We start from the raw sequence: 18,269 nt of genomic DNA, 5'->3' as shown, positions 1-18,269 counted from the left end.
GCTCAAGTTTAACCAGACGGCAGCAGCAGGCTGTCGAGCACATCAGGGCCAAAATGCTGCGCGATGAAATCGGCCAGGCCATCAAACACCGTCTCCAGCGTGGGCGCCTGCGCACCAAAGAGGGCATGCAGCACCGCAGGGCATTCGAGCAGGCCGTGCAAATAGGTGCCCAACACCTGGCCCTTGAACGGCCCGACACCGCTTTGCCAGGCCAGACCGGGCATGACTTCGTGCAAAACAGCCCCACCCTCGAGCATGGCGCTGTGCCCTTGGGTCTGACCGTGGTGGATTTCATAGCCGGTTACAGCCACCCCGCTCAAGGCGGCCCATGCGCCTTGCACGGAGCCAAATCGGGCTTCGGTTCGGGTCACGGTTTTGTCCTGCGCAAACTGGGTCACCAGTGGCAACAGGCCCAGCCCGGGGGCGTTGCCATCGATGCCGTGGGTGTCGATCAACGCTTCACCCAGCATTTGCAGGCCGCCGCAAATGCCCAGCACCGCGCCGCCCCGTTGAGCGTGTTCGGTGATGGCCAAATCGAGTCCCTGCTGCCGCAGCCAAGCCAGGTCGCTGCTGGTGTGTTTGCTGCCGGGCAGGATGACCCAATCACCCGCTTTCAAGCCAGCCAAGTCGGCAGGCGTTCGCGCCCAGAGCAGGCAGACACCGGGCACATTTTTCAACGGCTGAAATTCATCGAGGTTGCTGATGCGGGGATAAGCGATCACCGCCACGGTGCAGGTCACCGCCCCACTGGCGCGGCTGCGGTCGTCAAACACGCCGTCTTCTTCGGGCAGGCCGTGCTGCCACCACATGGGCAAGGTGGCCACAGTGGGCACGCCCGTCAGCGCCTGCAGCATCTCGGGTGCGGGGGCCAGCAAACTGGCGTCGCCCCGGAATTTGTTGAGTACAAAGCCTTTGATGCGTTGTTGGTCTTCGGTTGGCAGCAGCGCCCAGGTGCCATACAGGTGCGCGAAGGCCCCGCCTTTGTCGATGTCGGTGACCAGCAGGCATTGGGCATGGGCATGGCGGGCCACGCGCAGGTTGACGATGTCGCTGGCCATCAGGTTGATCTCGGCAGGCGAGCCCGCACCTTCGATCACGACCACGTCGTTCTCGGCGATCAGCGCATCAAGCGCCGCCGCAATGTATGGCCAGACTTTTTCACTGCGCCCGCGCCAAGGCGTTTCGGTCAGCTCGGGGTGCACCTGGCCCAGCAGCACGACCTGGCTGCGGGTGTCGGCCTCCGGCTTAAGCAGCAAAGGGTTCATGCGCACATCGGGCTCGGCACGGGCGGCCAGCGCCTGAAAATATTGCGCACTGCCGATCTCGCCCAGTCCGCTGGCACTGGCCACCACCCGCGCGTTGTTGCTCATGTTTTGCGCTTTGAAGGGGGCCACCTTCAGGCCCTGGCGGGCGTAATGGCGGCACAGTGCGGTGGACAGCCAGCTTTTGCCTGCGCCGCTGGATGTGCCCAGCACCATGATGCAACTTGCTTTTGGGGTGGTGGTCATGGCATCACAAACGAGGCAACGCCACGCTTTGCCCCTCCACGGACACAATGCGGATGCGCTGGTCGAACACGGCTTCAATGGCGCGCTGGGTAGCTTCATCAACGCAAGCACCGTGGTGCACCACGCGCCCGGCTTGCATGACGAGCACATCGTCGGCGTGCAAAGCCATGCCGATTTCGTGCAACACACTGACCACGGTGGTGCCTTGGGCCAGCAGGCAGTGCACCTGCTCCAGCCAGTCCACTTGGTGCGGTGGGTCCAGATTGGCCAGCGGCTCGTCCATCAGCATGATGGGCGCATTGACCGCCAGGGCACGGGCCAGCAACACGCGCTGACGCTCACCGCCCGACAACTGGCCCAAAGTGCGCTCGCGCCAATCCCAGGCTTGCGTGGCTTTCAGGGCCGACTCGACCATTTGGTGGTCCATGGCACTCGGCGGCGACAACCAGTCCTGAAAAGGCAAGCGGCCCAGCATGACCACATCGGACACCCGCAGGTCATCGCTCGCGCCCTCGCCCTGCCCCAGCCAAGACAACTGCTGCCCCCGTTCACGTCGGTTGATGCTGACCAAGGGTTTGTCAAACCAATGCACCTGGCCTTGCATGGGCAACAAACCCGACAAGGCCTTGAGCAAGGTGGATTTGCCAGCCCCGTTGGGGCCCACAATGCTGGTCCAGCGGCCAGCAGGAATGGACAGGTTCACCCCATGCAGGACCTCTTGCCCCCCAAGGGCAACGCGCAAATCCCGCGCTTGCAATGCGGTGCTCATGAGCGTCCCCCAACAGAAGACATGCGCGACATGCGCCAGAACAAATAACCGCCACCCAACACTGCTGTGAGCACGCCCACCGGCATTTCTTGTGGAGCGATCAGGCCGCGTGCCAACAGGTCTGCCAACAACAACAGCAAGCCGCCCGTCAGCGCGGCGAGCACCACCGTCCAGCGGTGCGTGGCACGCACCATCGCCCGCACCACATGCGGCGCAGCCAGGCCCACAAAGGCGATCAGTCCCATTTGTGCCACTGCAGTGCCCGTGGCCAAAGCGATCACGGCGATCAGCCACACGCGCGCTTGTGCCAGCGGCAAACCCAGGCTGAGCGCGGTGTTTTCGCCCAGCGTGAGCGCATCCAGCACACGCGCCATCACCACCGCCAATGCACTGCACAGCAGCAACACGCCGCACATCAACAGGCACGCGGTCCAGCCGATGAAGCCTGTGGAGCCCAGCATGAAGCCTTGCATGCCCTGCCAGACCTCGGGCCGCCACAAATTCAAAAACGAAGTGATGGCCCCCAACACCACACCCACCACCACACCGGCCAACAACAAGCGCAGGGTATGTTGCACGCCACGCGCCAACACCAAAGTCAGCATCACGGCCAGCACCGCGCCCACAAACGCAGCGCCCGTCATGCCCACTTTCACGAACCAGCCCATGGCCATGACACTGCCGCCGAACAGGCTCAGGTAAATGGCCACGCCCAGCGACGCGCCCGAGGCACTGCCGAGCAAATAAGGATCGGCCAGCGGGTTGCGAAACAAACCTTGCGCCAAGGCCCCCGCCAGCCCCAACAAAGCGCCGCCCGCCCAAGCGCCCAGCGAACGGGGTAAACGGATGTCCCACACGATTTGCCAGCTGACCGGGTCTACACCACCCTGTTGCACGGCCTGCCACCAAGACTCCCAGCCTGTGCTGCCCATGGCACTGCCCAAGGCGATGCCCAACGCACCCAACACCGAGAGGGCCAGGCTCAACAGCCAGGGCTTGGGCGAAGGGTTCAAGATTTGCCCCCGGCCGTGCGTTGCAAACACTTCACCATGAGGCGCGCCCCTTCGGCCATGCGGGGGCCTGCGCGCACCAGCATGTCGGACTCTTCGGACGAAAAGGCGCAGACCTTGCCCGACTGGATCGCTTTGAGCTGCGCCCAACCCGGTCTTTGCACCATGCTCGCGCGGCTGCTGTCGCCAGCCATGATCACATCGGGCTGAGCGCGCACCACGAACTCGGGGTTGATTTTGGGGAACGGCCCGAGGTTGGCGGGCAGGATGTTGCGCATGCCCAAACGCGTGAGCGTTTCGCCAATGAAAGACGACTCGCTGGCACCGTAAGGCGCAGGGCTGACTTCCACGTAGATTTTTTGCCCTCTGACTTGGGGCGGCAAAGACTGCGCAGCGGCGACCACGCCTGCATCGATTTGCCGCCAAACGGCATCGCTCTGGGCTTGGGGCACGCCCAGCGCCTGGGCCACCGTGTGCAACACCCGCTGCACATCGGCATGCGTGCGCGGCTCCAGCATCAGCACCTTGAGCCCCAGGCCTTCAAAACGCTCGGCTCCCCGCGCCGATGTGGCCATCAAGACCAGATCAGGGCGCTGGGCCACCACAGCTTCGATACTCGGGTCCAGGCCGCCGCCCATGCGCGGCAGTTGGCGCACAGATTCAGGCCAGTTGGAATAACGGTCGAGGCCCACCAGCTTGTGGCATTGACCCAACGCACAAACGGTTTCGGTCAGCGACGGCAACAAGCTCACAATCCGCTGCGGCGGCTTAGTCATCTCGACGTTTTGCTGGCGGTCGTCCTGCACCGTCACGGCTTGCACCCACGCCGAGCAGAGCATCAAGCCCATCAGGCAAAGAGACCGCAGATCACGCATACCGGTCCACCCACTGGCTGATGATGCGGTGCATCTGTGCCACGCCGTCGGTCAAAGCCGCAGGACCTGGCTGCAAAATGTCGGCCGATTTGATTTCAAACAACTGCCCATTGCGCACGGCGGGCACGTCTTGCCAACCCTGGCGAGCGGCTACTTTTTCGGAGCGAAACTTCTTGCCGCACCACGAACCAATGATGATGTCGGGCGCACGGTCAATGATGGTCTGCCCGTCGGCGATGATGCGGTCTTTGCCCAGTGACTGCACCGCCAACTCAGGGAAAACGTCGTCGCCCCCCGCGATGCCCAGCAACTCGGACACCCAGCGGATGCCACTGATGTGGGGCTCGTCCCATTCTTCAAAAAACACCTTGGGGCGGCGTTTGAAGCCCGCTGCTTTTTGGCGGATCGCGTGCAGATCGGCGCGCATGACCGCCAGCCTTGCCAAACCCTGCTCCGCCTCCCCCACCATGGCCGCAACCTGGTAGAGCATCGAAAAAATCTCGTCCACGCTGCGCTGGTTGAACACCGTCACCTGCACGCCTGCGCGGATCAACAAGGCCGCGATGTCGGCCTGCAAATCCGAAAAGCCAAAAACGCAATCGGGCTTGAGCGCCAGGATCTTGTCGATCTTGGCGCTCAAAAAAGCACTGACCTTGGGCTTTTCATCCCGGGCACGGCGCGGCCGCACCGTGTAACCCGAGATCCCGACGATGCGGTGCTCCTGCCCCAACAAATAGAGCCACTCCGTTGTCTCTTCGGTGAGACAGACGATGCGTTGGGGGCCGGGAACATTCAGCATGAATTACAAAATAGCCTTGAGGTTTAGGTAGAAACCGCGCACATCAGCAGGATAAAAGCCATTACTACTTGCGTAGTCGTAGTAGTTTTTGTTCGTTAGGTTACGAATCCATGCAGACACCGTGATGGTTTTGCTCACTTGCATTTTTGTACCCAAATCAATCAGATTTCGCGAAGGAACAAAAGGATTGGAGTTGCTTTGATCGCTCGCTTGGACCATGTTGCTGCGGTAATGTGAAGAAGCCATCACCGAAAAGTCCTGGAATCGCTTTTCTGCAGTGATGCGAACCACCTCTTTCGGGGTCATCGGCAAGCGATTGCCTGCATTGCTTCCCGTTGCAATTGTGGCATTGATGAAGTCAACAGAAGCTTTAACCGAAAGACTGGACGTCACCGACCATTCCGACGCAAGAGAGAATATCGACCGGGTTGTGTCGTACAGGTTGGCGTTGCATGACGCCAAAGTTGCACCCACCGATCCACAAATTTCTTGGTAACCTATTTCATCCTGGGCATTGATGCGTCGATAGTGGGCTTCCACCTTGCCATTTGCGTATTTCTGCTCTGCCTGTAAAAAATACTCTTGTGTGGTCATTGGACGCAGATTGGGATTGATCTCCAGCATGGCGAACGTGCCTCTGTCAAACAAGTACAGCTCGTCCGCATTTGCAAATCTGAAACCGGTCAGCGCTCCCAGCCTCACGGAAGTTGCATCGGAAAGTTGCGCCTTTAAGCCAGCAGAAAATGCACTTTTTCTGTCACTTGAACCCGTTTGTGTTTCAGTTATTGATTTTTGAAAATCGCTGTGCATTCGCTGTGTGCGTGCGCCGCCATCCAGCGTGACGCCATACCCCATGGGCTGCATAGCTTGGACATATGCAGACTCACTTGCACGCCGAACCTGTTTGCCGGAATCCGTATTCGCATCTGCAGTGGAAAACTCTCCCCCAAGCACAAGTTGCCCACTGCCGAGTTTCATCCGATATTCGGGATTCACGGAAATTCGCTTGTTGGTAATGGTGCTAGCAGAGTAACTGGCAAATTGCATGCCGTTCCAAGTAGAGTAATACGTGCCGTAGCTTTCGTCTTTGGATGTTTGCTGCAAAACGTCAACAGTCAACAAATCGTCAGCTCCGACAGTTCGATCGTATTTGATGCCCAGGGAGTTACCTGTTCTGTGCGTATGCGGCGCATAAGATGAGCTTGCTTTTTTAGGATCTGCTGCATATTCATCGGAAGTTAAAGATCCCGGCAGGTTGGCGGTCTCCTCAAAACCGCGGGCCATTACGGACACCTTCCCCAGAGCAGATGTGTGAGAAAGACGAAGCTGTGCGCTTTCCTGGCGGGCATCGCTGTGCTCTCGATGACCATCCGAGTGCGCACTCATCAATGAAAGTCCACCGCTGAACTCATCCGACCTGAAGCCAAGGTATCCATCGACCTTTCGATAGCCAAAGCTTCCCAGAGCGAGGCTAACTTCTTTGGCGGCATCTGCACGACTAATGATGTTGATTACGCCACCCTGCGCACGCTCTCCATAAAGGGCCCCGCCACCCGCCTTGCGGATTTCGATTCGCTCTATGCTGCTCATCGGAATCTGTGCAAAGCGTACGCCCGAGGAATCCAGGTTGTTGACGCGTTGACCGTCAACCAGAATAAGTACGTTTTGAGAGCCTGCCTCCCCCATATAGCCGACGTCCACAGATGCATCAATGCCCAGCCGGCCGTACAAACGATTCACGGTCAAACCTGAAACGGAGTCGAGGAATTCAACAATATTGGATGCACCCGATTGTTCAATCTGCTGCCGGGAGATAACGTCAACAACAACGGATCCAACAGACCGAGGTTGCGGTACGCGAGACGCTGAAATGACGATGGGATCTGTCGATTGATCTGATTGCGATGTATTTGCACCGACAGTCTGTGCATGCGATGAGATAGCCAGCGTAGCAACGCCCGCCATCAGTAGGGATGATTTTTTCATGAAAAACTAACAAGTGAAACGCCCTCACCGCCTTCCCCGACAGTGCATGGGCTTTACGACCTGTCTTTCGACAGGTCACCTTGTTGGCCGGTATCCGGGCTGACAGAGCGACCTTCATCACCTTCCCGGCTGCCTGTTTCAGGGCGACCAGTGGTTTGAGATGAAAGCTGAGTTTTTGCGTGAACAAAAACCCGTCTGCTTACCGTTGCGGGGGCAGCGCAGGTTAGGTGGGCCTTGGTGGCACATCCCTCCTGCTTCCCGTTGAACTGCGTGCCGTGAACCGGCTGCGCGAGCACCAACAAAGCCTATTTTATGTTGTAACCTGTCTGCCAGCCTACAAACGGCCCCACCCTCTACAATGTGAAACCTCTTTTTCATTGTCTGCCATGGCCCATTCCGACACCATTGATCAAATTGCCGAGCGTGTGGATCATTTGTTGCTGCGCCACGAAGAGCTTCAACGGACCAACGCTTTGCTGGCACAGCAAGTTCAAGCACTCAGCGCCGAGCGCGATCAGCTCAAGTCACGACTGGCCGCAGCCAGAGCCCGTGTAGATGCCTTGATTGAGCGCTTGCCCACATCCGCACCTGCATCTCCTGAGGCTTCCGCATGAGCAACAAACAATTGGACGTCCAGATCATGGGCCAAAGCTACATTCTGGGTTGCCCAGAGGGTGGCGAAGAACGTTTGCTGGCCGCCGTGGCCAAGGTCGATGTGGCCATGTGCAAAATTCGCGATGCGGGCAAGATCAAGGCGCGAGATCGCATTGCAGTTTTGGCTGCCTTGAATCTGGCTTTTGAGTCGCCCGAAGCGCCAAGCAGCCAACCCGTTGCCGCCACGGCTGTGCCAGACATCACCCCGGAGTCCCAGCAACGCCTGACGCAATTGCTCAAACGGCTGGATCAGGTCCTGGAACAAGACGGTCAATTGATCTAAGCCTGACACTGCACCATTGCGGGTCTTGAGAAAGACCTACAATCGCGCTGTCTGCGGTGCATGCCGGGCTTTATATTTCCTTGAACCAATGCTCATAGAGCCCGGGCTTGGTACATTGGCTGGTGAGCGTGATCATCTCGCGTCAGATGAACCCAACGCCAGTCTGCCCTCGCCCACCTGAACCCCGGTTCAGGATGCCGGTCCGGTGGCACTCGCAGACACCTTCTATTTCTCTCCCATACCCAACATGATCATCGAACCACTCTTGCTGGCCGAATTGGCTGTTCTTGGCCTGTGCACAGGCTTTTTGGCGGGCCTTCTGGGCATTGGTGGCGGCATGATCATGGTGCCGTTTCTGACCTACATGCTCGGGTCGCGTGGTGTGGGCCCGGATCTGGCAGTGAAGATGGCCATTGCCACGTCGATGGCCACCATCATTTTTACGTCGATCTCCAGCGTGCGGGCGCACCACAAGAAAAAAGCCGTGCGATGGGATCTCGTCAAAGGCCTCGCACCTGGCATCGTGATGGGCAGCCTGATCGGCAGCTTGGGGATTTTTGCGTTTGCCAAAGGCACGTATTTGGCCCTTTTCTTCGCGTTGTTCGTCAGCTTTTCTGCCACCCAGATGTTTCTGGACAAGAAGCCTGCGCCGACCCGCCAAGTGCCAGAGTTCAAAGGCCTGCTGGGTGCGGGCGGTTTGATCGGTTTGCTGTCGGGCCTGGTGGGCGCTGGCGGCGGCTTCATCAGCGTGCCTTTCATGACCTGGTGCAATGTGGCCATTCACAACGCCGTGGCCACCAGTGCGGCCTTGGGATTCCCGATCGCGTTGGCCAACGTGGCCGGTTACATCGTCAGCGGCCAAAGCATTCAGAATCTACCCGATTACAGCTTCGGCTACCTTTGGCTGCCGGCTTTGGTGGTCATCGCCAGTTGCAGCGTGCTGATGGCCCCGTTGGGTGCCGCCACCGCGCACAAGTTACCCGTCAAGCAGCTCAAACGCGTTTTTGCCAGTGTCTTGTACTTGCTGGCAGCCTACATGCTCTACAAGGGCTTGGCCGCCTGAGCCATCAGGCGCCAAGCAGGCCCGATTCAGTTAGCGCAGCTGGATGCTTCCCGTCATGTTCACCACAACGCGGGACTTGCCAGGCAATGTGGGCACGGGGGATGTCGACGGGGCATCCATTTGCACCATGGCCATGCGCTGCATGACGCCCTCATTTGTTTCTTGACCGCCGACGCGCACTTCCTTGAGTGTGTAGTCGGCAAAGCCAAACTGCTGGGTCAAAGTTCGGGCTTTGTTTTTGAAGCCCGCGACCGCCTCAGCCTGAATTCGCGTTTCAGCCTCTTTTCTCTGCTCGGCGCTCAACTTCCAGTCGATTTGCGACACCGTTAAATCCTGAAGCTTGCTCGCAAGCGAAGTGATCTGTTCGGCATCTTTGCCCTGCAAGACGACCTGGGCCACGCCCTGCCAAGCCGTGATTTTGCCGTCGCGTCCATAACGCGGTGACACATTCATGCTGCCCGTGCTCAGTTCCAGCACGCCTGACTTGATCGATGGGGCGGCCACGGCCAAGGCGGCCGCGACAACCGCATTCAACTGCTTTTGAACCCCCGGTGCCTGAAGCCCCTCTTTTTGCACTGCCAAGGTCATGACGAGCCAGTCTTGTTGCACTTCGGTTTGAGCCGATGCGCTCAAGTGGAGCACTTGATGAGGCACATTGGCGTGCGAGGTGCCCGAGACCTCACTTTGCGCGTGTGACAGAGTCAAGGCCGAAACCAATCCAAGGGCAGTCAGAACAAGGCGTACAGATTTCATGGTGTTGTAGGGGGTGAGAGTGCCCCGTCAAAAGAGATTCAATTGTGTACGCTGGGCTTGGCTGCCGAGACAAGCTTGAGCGTTCTTTGGTGTCAGGGTGTAACGCACCAAGGCGCCTGATCGTGAACCAACCCCATCCACAAAGCCCAGCTTGAGACAGCGGCCAAAGCGAAGCCCGCGACACGCATGCCCCAAGCGCCATCCCCCAAACTTTGCAGGCGTAAAAACAACCAGGGGCCTGCCCACAAGCTGATGCTGCTGCCCAACGCAAACAAGGCCATGGTGGCAGCGCCCTCCAGGGGCTGGCTGGTCAAGGCCGCGACCATCAAGGCGGAATAAAGCAGGCCGCAAGGCATCAAAGCCCAAAGCCCCCCCACCATCCATGGGGCGGCGCGGCCCCAACGGGCATTGAAAGCGCGCACGCGTGCCCAAAGTTGCCGTGCCGCACCATCGAGCCACAGCGGCTGACGCGCCTGCACCATGAGCAACAGGCCCAAGACAACCGCCGCCACATGCAACAGCGTCCACACGGGTCGAATGGCGGCTGACTGGACCGTGAGCCAGCCCAAGCCCTGAACACTGGCAGCCGCCACGGCACCCAGCAAGGAATACCCCAGCACCCGCCCGACCTGGAAGGCCAGCAGCGCTTGCCCGCGTTGCGCACCTGCGGCCTGACCCAAGCCTGCACAAGCTGCTCCGCACATGGCAACGCAATGGGGGCCACCCAAGACCCCCATCATCAAGGCTGTGATGGCCAAAGAACTTTGCATTGAATTTTTGCCTGAATGTTGTCTACCGCATTGTCTGCGATGCAGGCCATGCGCTTGCGCAAGAGGGACTCAGATGATCTTGGAAAACCTTGTCCGGTTGCGGTCGGCCTGCAAATAACGGTCAAACACCATGGCCACACCGCGTACAAAAAACCAGCCCATGGCGGTGACCTGAATGCCTGTTTCATTCAACTGCACAAGCCCCTGGTCCTGCAGTGCTTGCAGCTGCTCCAATTCTTTGGTGAACAGGCTTTTGAAGTCAACCAACCACGCAAGGTTGATGGCCTCGTATTGCAAATGCCCCTGGCACATCAGTGCCATGATGACCGAGCGGCGGATCAGGTCGTCACGGCTCAACGCCAAGCCTCGAACGACGGGCAAATGACCTTGATCGAGCAGGTCGCAATACTCGTCCATGGTTTTGGCGTTTTGGCTGTAAGTGGTGCCGATCCGACCAATGGAAGACACCCCCAATGCGATCAAATCACAATCGGCCTGTGTGCTGTAGCCCTGGAAATTGCGGTGCAAACGCCCTTGCCGCTTGGCCACAGCCAAAGCGTCATCCGGCAAAGCAAAGTGGTCCATGCCGACATAAACATAACCGGCATCCACAAACGCATCCAGCGATCGCGAAAGCATGGCCACTTTGTCTCCCCCAGAGGGGAGTTCCTGGGCATGAATGCGCCGCTGGGGCTTGAAACGCTCTGGCAAATGGGCATACGCATACAAAGCAATGCGGTCCGGGCGCAAGCGGTTGATTTGCGCCAAAGTCCGATCAAACGACTCGGGGGTTTGCAGTGGCAAGCCATAAATCAAATCCACATTGACCGACTCGAAACCCAAACGGCGTGAAGCCTCCACCAGCTTGAAAACTTGCTCGGCTGGCTGAATTCGGTGAATCGCTTTTTGCACTGCGGGGTCAAAGTCTTGCACTCCAAAGCTCAGGCGGTTGAAACCCAGTTCGGCCAAAACGGCCAAGCGGCTTTCGTCAACAGTGCGTGGGTCCACTTCGACCGAGTATTCTCCCCCGGGCACGAATTCAAAATTTTTCCGCAACATGGCCATGAGCTGACGCAATTCATCGTCGCTCATGAAGGTCGGCGTACCGCCACCGAGGTGCAATTGGCTGACCGATTGCCCCTGCCCCAAATGCCGGGTGTGCAGTTCAACCTCTTTGGTCAGGTAGCGCAAATAGTCAGCGGCGCGCTCTTTGTGCTTGGTGATGATTTTGTTGCAGGCGCAGTAGTAGCAAAGCGATTCACAAAACGGAATGTGAACATACAAGGACAAAGGCAGTTGCTTGCCTACCAAGCCAGATTTGCGCTGTGTCAAGGCCTGAACATAGTCGGTCTCGCCGAAGGCCTCGACAAAACGATCCGCCGTCGGGTAAGAGGTATAGCGTGGGCCCGGCACATCGAAACGTGTCAGCAATTCAGGCGTGATGACGGACATGTGGCTGCCCCTTAATTAAATCGTGTTCATAACAAGTGAAGCACTTTGCCTGCTTACAGCCACATCGGTATTGACTCAGGTCAAACTGAATACTTGTTTTTGGTGATTTTTCACACAGACAGGGTATACCCTGAATTTATGTCGTTTTTTAGGTTTAAGCTCAAGGCTTGATCCAAGGCAAATCCATTGCTCAACCATGAGATAAACCATGAATCCCCAAGCCATCAAAGTCGCCTGTTCCAACTGCAATCTGCGTGAGTTGTGCATGCCCATGGGCCTGACAGACCAGGATATGAACCGCCTGGACGATCTGGTGGCCGTGCGGCGCAAGATCAAACGCGGCGACACTTTGTTCACCAATGGTGAAAAGTTCACATCCCTCTACGCCATCCGGACAGGTTTTTTCAAAACTTGCCTGGCCACGGAAGACGGCCGCGACCAAGTCACGGGTTTCCAGATGGCGGGTGAAATCATTGGGCTGGATGGCATCGTGAACGACCAGCACACCTGCGATGCGGTGGCATTGGAAGACGCCGAAGTTTGCGTGATGCCTTTTGACCGGATTGAAGAAATTTCGCGCGAAGTGACCGCGCTGCAGCACCATGTGCACAAGATCATGAGCCGCGAAATTGTGCGAGAACACGGTGTGATGTTGCTGTTGGGCAGCATGCGGGCCGAGGAACGGTTGGCCGCATTTTTGTTGAACCTGGTGCAGCGCTTGCACGCCCGGGGTTTCTCGCAATCCGAATTGGTTTTGCGCATGACCCGAGAAGAAATTGGCAGCTACTTGGGACTCAAGCTCGAAACCGTGAGCCGGACTTTTTCAAAATTCGTCGAAGACGGCACTGTCGAAGTCAAGCAGCGGCATGTTCGCATCTTGGACACCGATGGCTTGCAGCGTTTGGTCAACAACCAAAATAACCATTGCCATTGAGGTGGCCCAGTGTTGAGCGGCGTCGCGCCGCTCAACTCGATTGCATGTCAGCAGCAGCCATCGGTACGGGCGCAATCACTGGGACGTTGATGACTGGGCACCGGGCAACGGTTGACCTCAAAGGGTGACATGGACAGCAAGGTCGTCAAGCCACTGGACAGCATGGTCAGCGCCCAAAAGACAAAAAAGGCCAAGGTGTAAACCCCTTGTCGCGACAGTGCCAAGGGATGCCCAAACCAATGCAGGTCTTGTGGATCGACCAGACCAAATACCACCACCTCCAGCAAGCTTGCCACCAAAAAGGCGGGCCAGGCAATCCACATCATTCTTTGCGCCTTCATGTTTTGTCTCCTTGTTGGCCCCAGAGGGCTTATTTTTTGGAATCCTTGACAGGCAACTCGCCTGTGGCGGCATGGTTGCGGGCCTGCATTGCGGGTGCCAAGCTGGTCCGGTCATCCGTTGTTGCGCTACCCTGAGTTTCAGCGCTGGGTGAGGTCAGAACAGGATCTTGCCCATGGGCTGCGAGATAAAACGTGGTGAAGGATGCCAGCACCACAATCAATGGACCGGAGATCACCAGCCAAACATGGCCATAGGACCACCAGGGGCGCTTATCCAATGGGGAATTTTTGGGGTTTGACATGCTTGAGCCTTTGTAAAAATATCAGCGAGGCACCAGGAATACAGACTTTTCCTGCAATTCCGAGCGCACTTGACCGTCCTCTTGGACCGACTGGATGGTGAACTCAATGGGGTGTGACCCTGCCGGTGCGGCATCGTAGGGCAACTGCAAACGAACCGAAACCCAAAGCGATTCTGTCGGTGCGACTCGGACATGGCTGTCCGTAGCCAAAGTCAAATGGGGCAGCCCTTTGACGGCCAACCGGAAATCAAGTGGCGTTTCGGCTGCGTTCATGATTTGCAGGCGGTACACGTTTTCAATGTTGCCGCCGGCCACGATGCGGGCGAGCGAGGCACGGTCTCGCACCACATCGACCTTGAACGGCTTGCGCAAGCCCAGACTGGTGAACAAGGCGGCGATGACCAGCAACAAAATCCCCACATACAAAATGACGCGTGGCCGGAAGATATGGCGCAGCGTCTGCTCTTTGGTCCAGCCATTTGCCATGGCGTGTTCGGTCGAGTATTTGATCAGCCCGCGTGGATAACCGACTTTGTCCATGACGGTGTCGCAGACGTCGGCGCAGGCACCACAACCGATGCACTCGTATTGCAAGCCCTGACGGATGTCGATACCCGTTGGGCACACTTGCACGCACAAGGTGCAATCCACACAGGCCCCCAAACCCAGGTTGGTGAGATCGGTTTTTTTGGATCGGGCACCCCGGGGCTCGCCACGTTCAGCGTCGTACGTGACGATCAGGGTGTCCTTGTCGAACATCGCGCTCTGGAAGCGCGCATAGGGGCACATGTATTTGCAGACCTGCTCGCGCATGAAGCCGGCATTGCCATAAGTGGCCAACGCATAAAAGAAGACCCAAAACACTTCCCAGGACCCCATGTTGCCAAGGAAAAATTCCATGCCCAATTCTTTGACCGGCGTGAAGTAGCCGACAAAGGTGAAGCCAGTCCACATGGCGATGGCCAGCCAGAAGATGTGTTTGTAGACTTTCTTGAACAGCTTTTCGAGCGACATTTTTTCGCCGTCCAGCCGCATGCGGGCACTGCGGTCGCCTTCGACTTTGCGCTCCACCCACATGAAAATCTCGCTGTAAACCGTCTGCGGACAGGCATAGCCGCACCACAAACGCCCGGCCACGGCGGTGAACAAGAACAACGAAAAAGCCGAGATCACCAGGATCGCGGTCAGGTAAATGAAGTCCTGTGGGTACAGCACCAGGCCAAAAATATAAAAACGGCGTGCGCCCAGATCAAACAGCACCGCCTGACGCTGACCCCATTCAAGCCAGGGCAAGCCATAAAAAACCAGTTGTGTCAGGACCACCATGAACCAGCGCCATTTGGCAAAGATGCCGTGCACGCTGCGCGGGTATATCTTCTGCGTGGCGGCATACAGCGACACCATCTGCACGTCATCACCGGAGCCCGCAACGGCCTCTGCCGGGACGATGGGCACGATTTTGCGGGAAGGCTTTTCTTTGGAGTCCAAAACACTTGCTTTCAAATGCACAAGACACCCACAAGGGGTGTCCTGAATTCGTTAACCGACTTGTCTGGCAAGCCTTATTTGGCTGCTGTGGCTGTCTTGTTGGACAAACCCCAGACATAGGAAGCCAACACATGGATCTGGCCTTCGGTCAGCTTGGCAGCTTGCGCAGGCATCTGGTTGACCTTGCCGTTGTTGATCATGTTGACGATGGCGTTCTCGCCCCAGCCGTGGAGCCAAATGTCGTCCGTCAAGTTGGGTGCCCCCAAAGCCTGGTTGCCTTTGCCGTCCATGCCGTGGCAGGCGGCACATGCACCGAACTTGGACTTGCCCAAAGAAGCGCGCAGTGAGTCGTGCGGGCTGCCAGACAAGCTGAGCACGTAGTGCGCCACGTTGCGAACATCTTCAGGCGAACCCACAGCCGCAGCCATGGGTGGCATCTGGCCAATGCGGCCCTGAACCAGGGTTTCCTTGATTTTGTCGGGCGAGCCACCATGCAACCAGTCGGCGTCTGTCAAATTGGGGAAACCTTTGCTGCCGCGTGCGTCAGAGCCGTGGCACTGGGCGCAGTTGTTCATGAACAAACGGTCACCAATGGCCATGGCCTGCGGGTCTTTGGACACTTCTTCAGGGGGCATGCCCGAGAACTTGGCATACAAAGGCGCCACTTCGGCATTGGCTTTGGCGACTTCGGCATCGTATTGACCGGCCGATGTCCAACCGAACTTGCCAGCCAGATTGCCCACACCAGGGTACATGGCCAGATAAACCAGGGCGAACACGATGGTGATGATGAACAGACCCACCCACCAGCGTGGCAGCGGGTTGTTCATCTCACGCAAGTCGCCATCCCAGACGTGACCGGTGGTGTTGTCATTGGCCGTCATGGCCTTGGCTTTGCCGCTGAACCACAGAAGGATCAGGCAGGCAATGATGCTGACCAGCGTGATGCCGGCCACATACAAGTGCCAGAAATTGCTGATGAAGTCACTCATTTTGATTCCTTTAATTTTTTATGTGCTGAGGACAATTCAGTCTTCCTGACGAAACGGCAACTGTGCAGCTTCGTCAAAGTTGGCTTGGTTGCGGCGTGACATGGCCCACCAAATGATGCCCAGGAAGATGACAAAGGTGAGCACCGTCACGATCGAACGCAGTGTGTTGATGTCCATGACTTGCTCCATTTACTTGCGGTGGATGCCCATGCCTTGCAGGTAGGCGATCACAGCGTCCAGTTCGGTTTTGCCCTTGACGTCTTCGCTTGCCTTGGCAATTTCTTCGTCGCTGTAAGGTGCGCCAAGTGTGCGCAGACCTTTCATGTGCGCAGGCAAGCTGGCACCGTCGACCGGGTTCTTCTCAAGCCACGCATAAGCGGGCATGTTGGACTCGGGCACCACGTCACGCGGGTTGTTCAGGTGGATGCGGTGCCATTCATCGCTGTAACGGCCACCCACACGGGCCAGGTCAGGACCGGTGCGCTTGGAGCCCCACTGGAAGGGGTGGTCATAAACGAACTCACCAGCCACCGAGTAGGCGCCGTAGCGCAAAGTCTCTGCGCGGAAGGGACGGATCATCTGCGAGTGGCAGTTGTAGCAACCTTCACGCACATACACATCACGACCGGCCACTTGCAGCGCGGTGTAGGGCTTCAGGCCTTCCACAGGCTGGGTGGTGGATTTCTGGAAGAACAGCGGCACGATTTCAACCATGCCACCGAACAGCAACACGATGAGGATCAGCACGATCATCAGGAAGTTGCTGGTCTCGATTTTTTCGTGGGACAGACCGCCCGTTTTTTGGTTTTCAGCCATGTTTTATTTCTCCTCAGGCGTGGGCAGTCAGGCTGGGAATCTGGACTTCAACAGAACGACCTTGTGTCGCTGTCTTGATCACGTTCCAGAGCATGATCACCATGCCACCCAGATACAACAAACCGCCCAGCAAACGCAACACATAGAACGGGAAGGTGGCTTTGACCGACTCGACAAAGGTGTAGGTCAAGGTGCCGTCGGCGTTGACAGCACGCCACATCAGGCCCTGCATCACACCGGCAATCCACATCGCGGCGATGTAGATCACGATGCCGATGGTGGCGGTCCAGAAATGGATTTCAATGGCTTTGACGCTGTACATCTTCTTCTGGCCGAACAGGCGGGGAATCAGGTAATACATGGAGCCCATGGTCACCAGACCCACCCAACCCAAGGCACCCGAGTGCACATGGCCCACGGTCCAGTCGGTGTAATGCGACAAGGCGTTGACGGTCTTGATGGACATCATCGGGCCTTCGAAGGTGGACATGCCGTAGAACGACAAGGACACGATCAAAAAGCGCAGGATCGGGTCGTCACGCAGTTTGTGCCATGCGCCCGACAGGGTCATGATGCCGTTGATCATGCCGCCCCAGCTGGGGGCCAAAAGGATCAGCGAGAAGACCATGCCGATCGACTGGGTCCAGTCAGGCAGAGCGGTGTAGTGCAGGTGGTGAGGACCGGCCCACATGTAGGTGAAGATCAGAGCCCAGAAGTGCACGATCGACAGGCGATACGAGTACACAGGACGCTCGGCCTGCTTGGGAATGAAGTAATACATCATGCCCAGAAAGCCCGCCGTCAGGAAGAAGCCCACCGCGTTGTGGCCGTACCACCACTGCACCATGGCGTCCTGCACACCGGCATAGGCCGAGTAAGACTTCATCATGCCCACGGGCAGTGCCGCGCTGTTGACCAGGTGCAGCAAGGCCACGGCGATGATGAACGCGCCAAAGAACCAGTTGGCCACATAGATGTGACGCACTTTGCGGGTGCCCACGGTGCCGAAAAATACGATGGCAAATGAAACCCAGACCAAGGTGATCAGGATGTCAATGGGCCACTCGAGTTCGGCGTATTCCTTGCCGCTGGTGTAACCCAAAGGCAAGGTGATGGCCGCCAGCAAGATGACCAGTTGCCAGCCCCAAAAGGTGAAAGCGGCCAATTTGTCGTTGAACAGACGGACGTTGCAGGTGCGCTGCACCACGTAATAGGCCGATGCGAACAGACCGCAACCGCCAAACGCAAAAATCACGGCATTGGTGTGCAGTGGGCGCAAGCGGCCATAACTGAGCCATGGAATACCCAGATTCAGCTCCGGCCAGGTCAGCTGGGCCGCGATGATCACGCCAACCAGCATGCCCACCACACCCCAAACCACCGTCATGATGGCGAACTGCCTGACAACGGTATCGTTGTAGGACGTCGCCTGCATATTGGCAAATTTCATTTTCACCTCTTCTTTTTTAAAAAC

General features: G+C 57.7%; 20 protein-coding genes and 1 riboswitch. Of the genes, 4 read left to right on the top strand and 16 right to left on the bottom strand.

The annotated features are described in order from the left end of the window. Positions 1–8 precede the first annotated feature (8 nt). The 6 genes from B9Z33_RS10170 to B9Z33_RS10145 are packed head-to-tail and all read right to left on the bottom strand — an operon-like array spanning position 9 to position 6,947. Positions 9–1,508 (bottom strand): cobyric acid synthase, encoded by a 1,500-nt coding sequence (locus tag B9Z33_RS10170; protein ID WP_108286855.1) that lies wholly within the window; start codon positions 1,506–1,508, stop codon positions 9–11. A 4-nt stretch (positions 1,509–1,512) separates the two neighbouring features. After that, complete coding sequence (locus B9Z33_RS10165) at positions 1,513–2,277, bottom strand: ABC transporter ATP-binding protein (protein ID WP_108286854.1); 765 nt, start codon at positions 2,275–2,277, stop codon at positions 1,513–1,515. After that, positions 2,274–3,290 (bottom strand): iron ABC transporter permease, encoded by a 1,017-nt coding sequence (locus B9Z33_RS10160; protein WP_233252789.1) that lies wholly within the window; start codon positions 3,288–3,290, stop codon positions 2,274–2,276. The genes B9Z33_RS10165 and B9Z33_RS10160 overlap by 4 nt, the downstream gene beginning before the upstream one ends. Continuing rightward, complete coding sequence (locus tag B9Z33_RS10155; protein ID WP_233252788.1) at positions 3,287–4,135, bottom strand: ABC transporter substrate-binding protein; 849 nt, start codon at positions 4,133–4,135, stop codon at positions 3,287–3,289. Before B9Z33_RS10155 ends, B9Z33_RS10160 begins: the two co-directional genes overlap by 4 nt. Positions 4,136–4,154: 19 nt before the next feature. Beyond that, the gene (locus tag B9Z33_RS10150) at positions 4,155–4,961 is read right to left on the bottom strand and encodes an ABC transporter substrate-binding protein (protein ID WP_108286852.1); all 807 of its coding nucleotides are present in this window, start codon (positions 4,959–4,961) and stop codon (positions 4,155–4,157) included. Between the two features lie 3 nt (positions 4,962–4,964). After that, positions 4,965–6,947: a TonB-dependent receptor gene (locus B9Z33_RS10145; RefSeq protein WP_108286851.1), complete on the bottom strand. Its 1,983-nt coding sequence runs from the start codon at positions 6,945–6,947 to the stop codon at positions 4,965–4,967. Between the two features lie 67 nt (positions 6,948–7,014). Beyond that, positions 7,015–7,262: riboswitch (cobalamin riboswitch) on the bottom strand. Between the two features lie 71 nt (positions 7,263–7,333). Between B9Z33_RS10145 and B9Z33_RS10140 the strand changes: the two genes are divergently transcribed. From B9Z33_RS10140 to B9Z33_RS10130, 3 genes are all read left to right on the top strand, one after another. Further along, complete coding sequence (locus B9Z33_RS10140) at positions 7,334–7,561, top strand: cell division protein ZapB (protein ID WP_108286850.1); 228 nt, start codon at positions 7,334–7,336, stop codon at positions 7,559–7,561. Further along, positions 7,558–7,884, top strand: a complete 327-nt coding sequence (locus tag B9Z33_RS10135) for a cell division protein ZapA (RefSeq protein WP_108286849.1) — start codon at positions 7,558–7,560, stop codon at positions 7,882–7,884. The genes B9Z33_RS10140 and B9Z33_RS10135 overlap by 4 nt, the downstream gene beginning before the upstream one ends. Positions 7,885–8,131: 247 nt before the next feature. Beyond that, positions 8,132–8,947: a sulfite exporter TauE/SafE family protein gene (locus B9Z33_RS10130; protein ID WP_108286848.1), complete on the top strand. Its 816-nt coding sequence runs from the start codon at positions 8,132–8,134 to the stop codon at positions 8,945–8,947. 30 nt (positions 8,948–8,977) lie between these two features. Here B9Z33_RS10130 and B9Z33_RS10125 read toward each other — a convergent pair whose 3' ends face one another. From B9Z33_RS10125 to hemN, 3 genes are all read right to left on the bottom strand, one after another. Then, a complete protein-coding gene (locus tag B9Z33_RS10125; protein ID WP_108286847.1) occupies positions 8,978–9,700 on the bottom strand; it encodes an SIMPL domain-containing protein in 723 nt (240 codons plus the stop codon). 92 nt (positions 9,701–9,792) lie between these two features. Continuing rightward, positions 9,793–10,470 carry a sulfite exporter TauE/SafE family protein gene (locus tag B9Z33_RS10120; RefSeq protein ID WP_108286846.1) on the bottom strand — a complete coding sequence of 226 codons (678 nt, stop codon included), beginning with the start codon at positions 10,468–10,470 and terminating at the stop codon, positions 9,793–9,795. A gap of 69 nt (positions 10,471–10,539) precedes the next feature. After that, positions 10,540–11,922, bottom strand: a complete 1,383-nt coding sequence (gene hemN, locus B9Z33_RS10115) for an oxygen-independent coproporphyrinogen III oxidase (RefSeq protein ID WP_108286845.1) — start codon at positions 11,920–11,922, stop codon at positions 10,540–10,542. A gap of 208 nt (positions 11,923–12,130) precedes the next feature. On the opposite strand from hemN, the gene fnr reads away from it, so the two are divergent. Further along, positions 12,131–12,856, top strand: a complete 726-nt coding sequence (fnr, locus tag B9Z33_RS10110) for a fumarate/nitrate reduction transcriptional regulator Fnr (RefSeq protein WP_108286844.1) — start codon at positions 12,131–12,133, stop codon at positions 12,854–12,856. A gap of 47 nt (positions 12,857–12,903) precedes the next feature. On the opposite strand, the gene B9Z33_RS10105 is transcribed toward fnr, so the two are convergent. The 7 genes from B9Z33_RS10105 to ccoN all read right to left on the bottom strand — a co-directional run bounded on the left by B9Z33_RS10105 (position 12,904) and on the right by ccoN (position 18,245). Beyond that, positions 12,904–13,197, bottom strand: a complete 294-nt coding sequence (locus B9Z33_RS10105) for a hypothetical protein (RefSeq protein WP_108286843.1) — start codon at positions 13,195–13,197, stop codon at positions 12,904–12,906. Positions 13,198–13,226: 29 nt separating this feature from the next. After that, positions 13,227–13,475, bottom strand: a complete 249-nt coding sequence (locus B9Z33_RS10100; protein ID WP_369916728.1) for a nitrogen fixation protein FixH — start codon at positions 13,473–13,475, stop codon at positions 13,227–13,229. A 45-nt stretch (positions 13,476–13,520) separates the two neighbouring features. Further along, complete coding sequence (gene ccoG / locus B9Z33_RS10095; protein ID WP_108286841.1) at positions 13,521–14,987, bottom strand: cytochrome c oxidase accessory protein CcoG; 1,467 nt, start codon at positions 14,985–14,987, stop codon at positions 13,521–13,523. Positions 14,988–15,061: 74 nt separating this feature from the next. After that, entirely contained in the window at positions 15,062–15,979 is a 918-nt protein-coding gene (ccoP, locus tag B9Z33_RS10090) for a cytochrome-c oxidase, cbb3-type subunit III (protein ID WP_108286840.1), read from the bottom strand. A 36-nt stretch (positions 15,980–16,015) separates the two neighbouring features. Continuing rightward, complete coding sequence (locus B9Z33_RS10085) at positions 16,016–16,156, bottom strand: cbb3-type cytochrome c oxidase subunit 3 (RefSeq protein WP_108287098.1); 141 nt, start codon at positions 16,154–16,156, stop codon at positions 16,016–16,018. Between the two features lie 12 nt (positions 16,157–16,168). Then, on the bottom strand, positions 16,169–16,795 hold the full coding sequence (gene ccoO, locus B9Z33_RS10080; RefSeq protein WP_108286839.1) for a cytochrome-c oxidase, cbb3-type subunit II: 627 nt from the start codon (positions 16,793–16,795) through the stop codon (positions 16,169–16,171). Positions 16,796–16,808: 13 nt separating this feature from the next. Beyond that, on the bottom strand, positions 16,809–18,245 hold the full coding sequence (ccoN, locus tag B9Z33_RS10075; protein WP_108286838.1) for a cytochrome-c oxidase, cbb3-type subunit I: 1,437 nt from the start codon (positions 18,243–18,245) through the stop codon (positions 16,809–16,811). Positions 18,246–18,269: the final 24 nt, after the last annotated feature.

Source organism: Limnohabitans sp. T6-20 (assembly GCF_003063505.1).
Classification (GTDB): Bacteria; Pseudomonadota; Gammaproteobacteria; order Burkholderiales; family Burkholderiaceae_C; genus Limnohabitans_A.
This window is presented reverse-complemented; position numbering and strand designations above follow the sequence as displayed.

Coding starts and splice junctions, on each gene's coding strand:
- B9Z33_RS10170 (WP_108286855.1), bottom strand. CDS start 1,508: ATGACCACCACCCCAAAAGCAAGTTGCATCATGGTGCTGGGCACATCC.
- B9Z33_RS10165 (WP_108286854.1), bottom strand. CDS start 2,277: ATGAGCACCGCATTGCAAGCGCGGGATTTGCGCGTTGCCCTTGGGGGG.
- B9Z33_RS10155 (WP_233252788.1), bottom strand. CDS start 4,135: ATGGGCTTGATGCTCTGCTCGGCGTGGGTGCAAGCCGTGACGGTGCAG.
- B9Z33_RS10150 (WP_108286852.1), bottom strand. CDS start 4,961: ATGCTGAATGTTCCCGGCCCCCAACGCATCGTCTGTCTCACCGAAGAG.
- B9Z33_RS10145 (WP_108286851.1), bottom strand. CDS start 6,947: ATGAAAAAATCATCCCTACTGATGGCGGGCGTTGCTACGCTGGCTATC.
- B9Z33_RS10140 (WP_108286850.1), top strand. CDS start 7,334: ATGGCCCATTCCGACACCATTGATCAAATTGCCGAGCGTGTGGATCAT.
- B9Z33_RS10135 (WP_108286849.1), top strand. CDS start 7,558: ATGAGCAACAAACAATTGGACGTCCAGATCATGGGCCAAAGCTACATT.
- B9Z33_RS10130 (WP_108286848.1), top strand. CDS start 8,132: ATGATCATCGAACCACTCTTGCTGGCCGAATTGGCTGTTCTTGGCCTG.
- B9Z33_RS10125 (WP_108286847.1), bottom strand. CDS start 9,700: ATGAAATCTGTACGCCTTGTTCTGACTGCCCTTGGATTGGTTTCGGCC.
- B9Z33_RS10120 (WP_108286846.1), bottom strand. CDS start 10,470: ATGCAAAGTTCTTTGGCCATCACAGCCTTGATGATGGGGGTCTTGGGT.
- hemN (WP_108286845.1), bottom strand. CDS start 11,922: ATGTCCGTCATCACGCCTGAATTGCTGACACGTTTCGATGTGCCGGGC.
- fnr (WP_108286844.1), top strand. CDS start 12,131: ATGAATCCCCAAGCCATCAAAGTCGCCTGTTCCAACTGCAATCTGCGT.
- B9Z33_RS10105 (WP_108286843.1), bottom strand. CDS start 13,197: ATGAAGGCGCAAAGAATGATGTGGATTGCCTGGCCCGCCTTTTTGGTG.
- ccoP (WP_108286840.1), bottom strand. CDS start 15,979: ATGAGTGACTTCATCAGCAATTTCTGGCACTTGTATGTGGCCGGCATC.
- B9Z33_RS10085 (WP_108287098.1), bottom strand. CDS start 16,156: ATGGACATCAACACACTGCGTTCGATCGTGACGGTGCTCACCTTTGTC.
- ccoO (WP_108286839.1), bottom strand. CDS start 16,795: ATGGCTGAAAACCAAAAAACGGGCGGTCTGTCCCACGAAAAAATCGAG.
- ccoN (WP_108286838.1), bottom strand. CDS start 18,245: ATGAAATTTGCCAATATGCAGGCGACGTCCTACAACGATACCGTTGTC.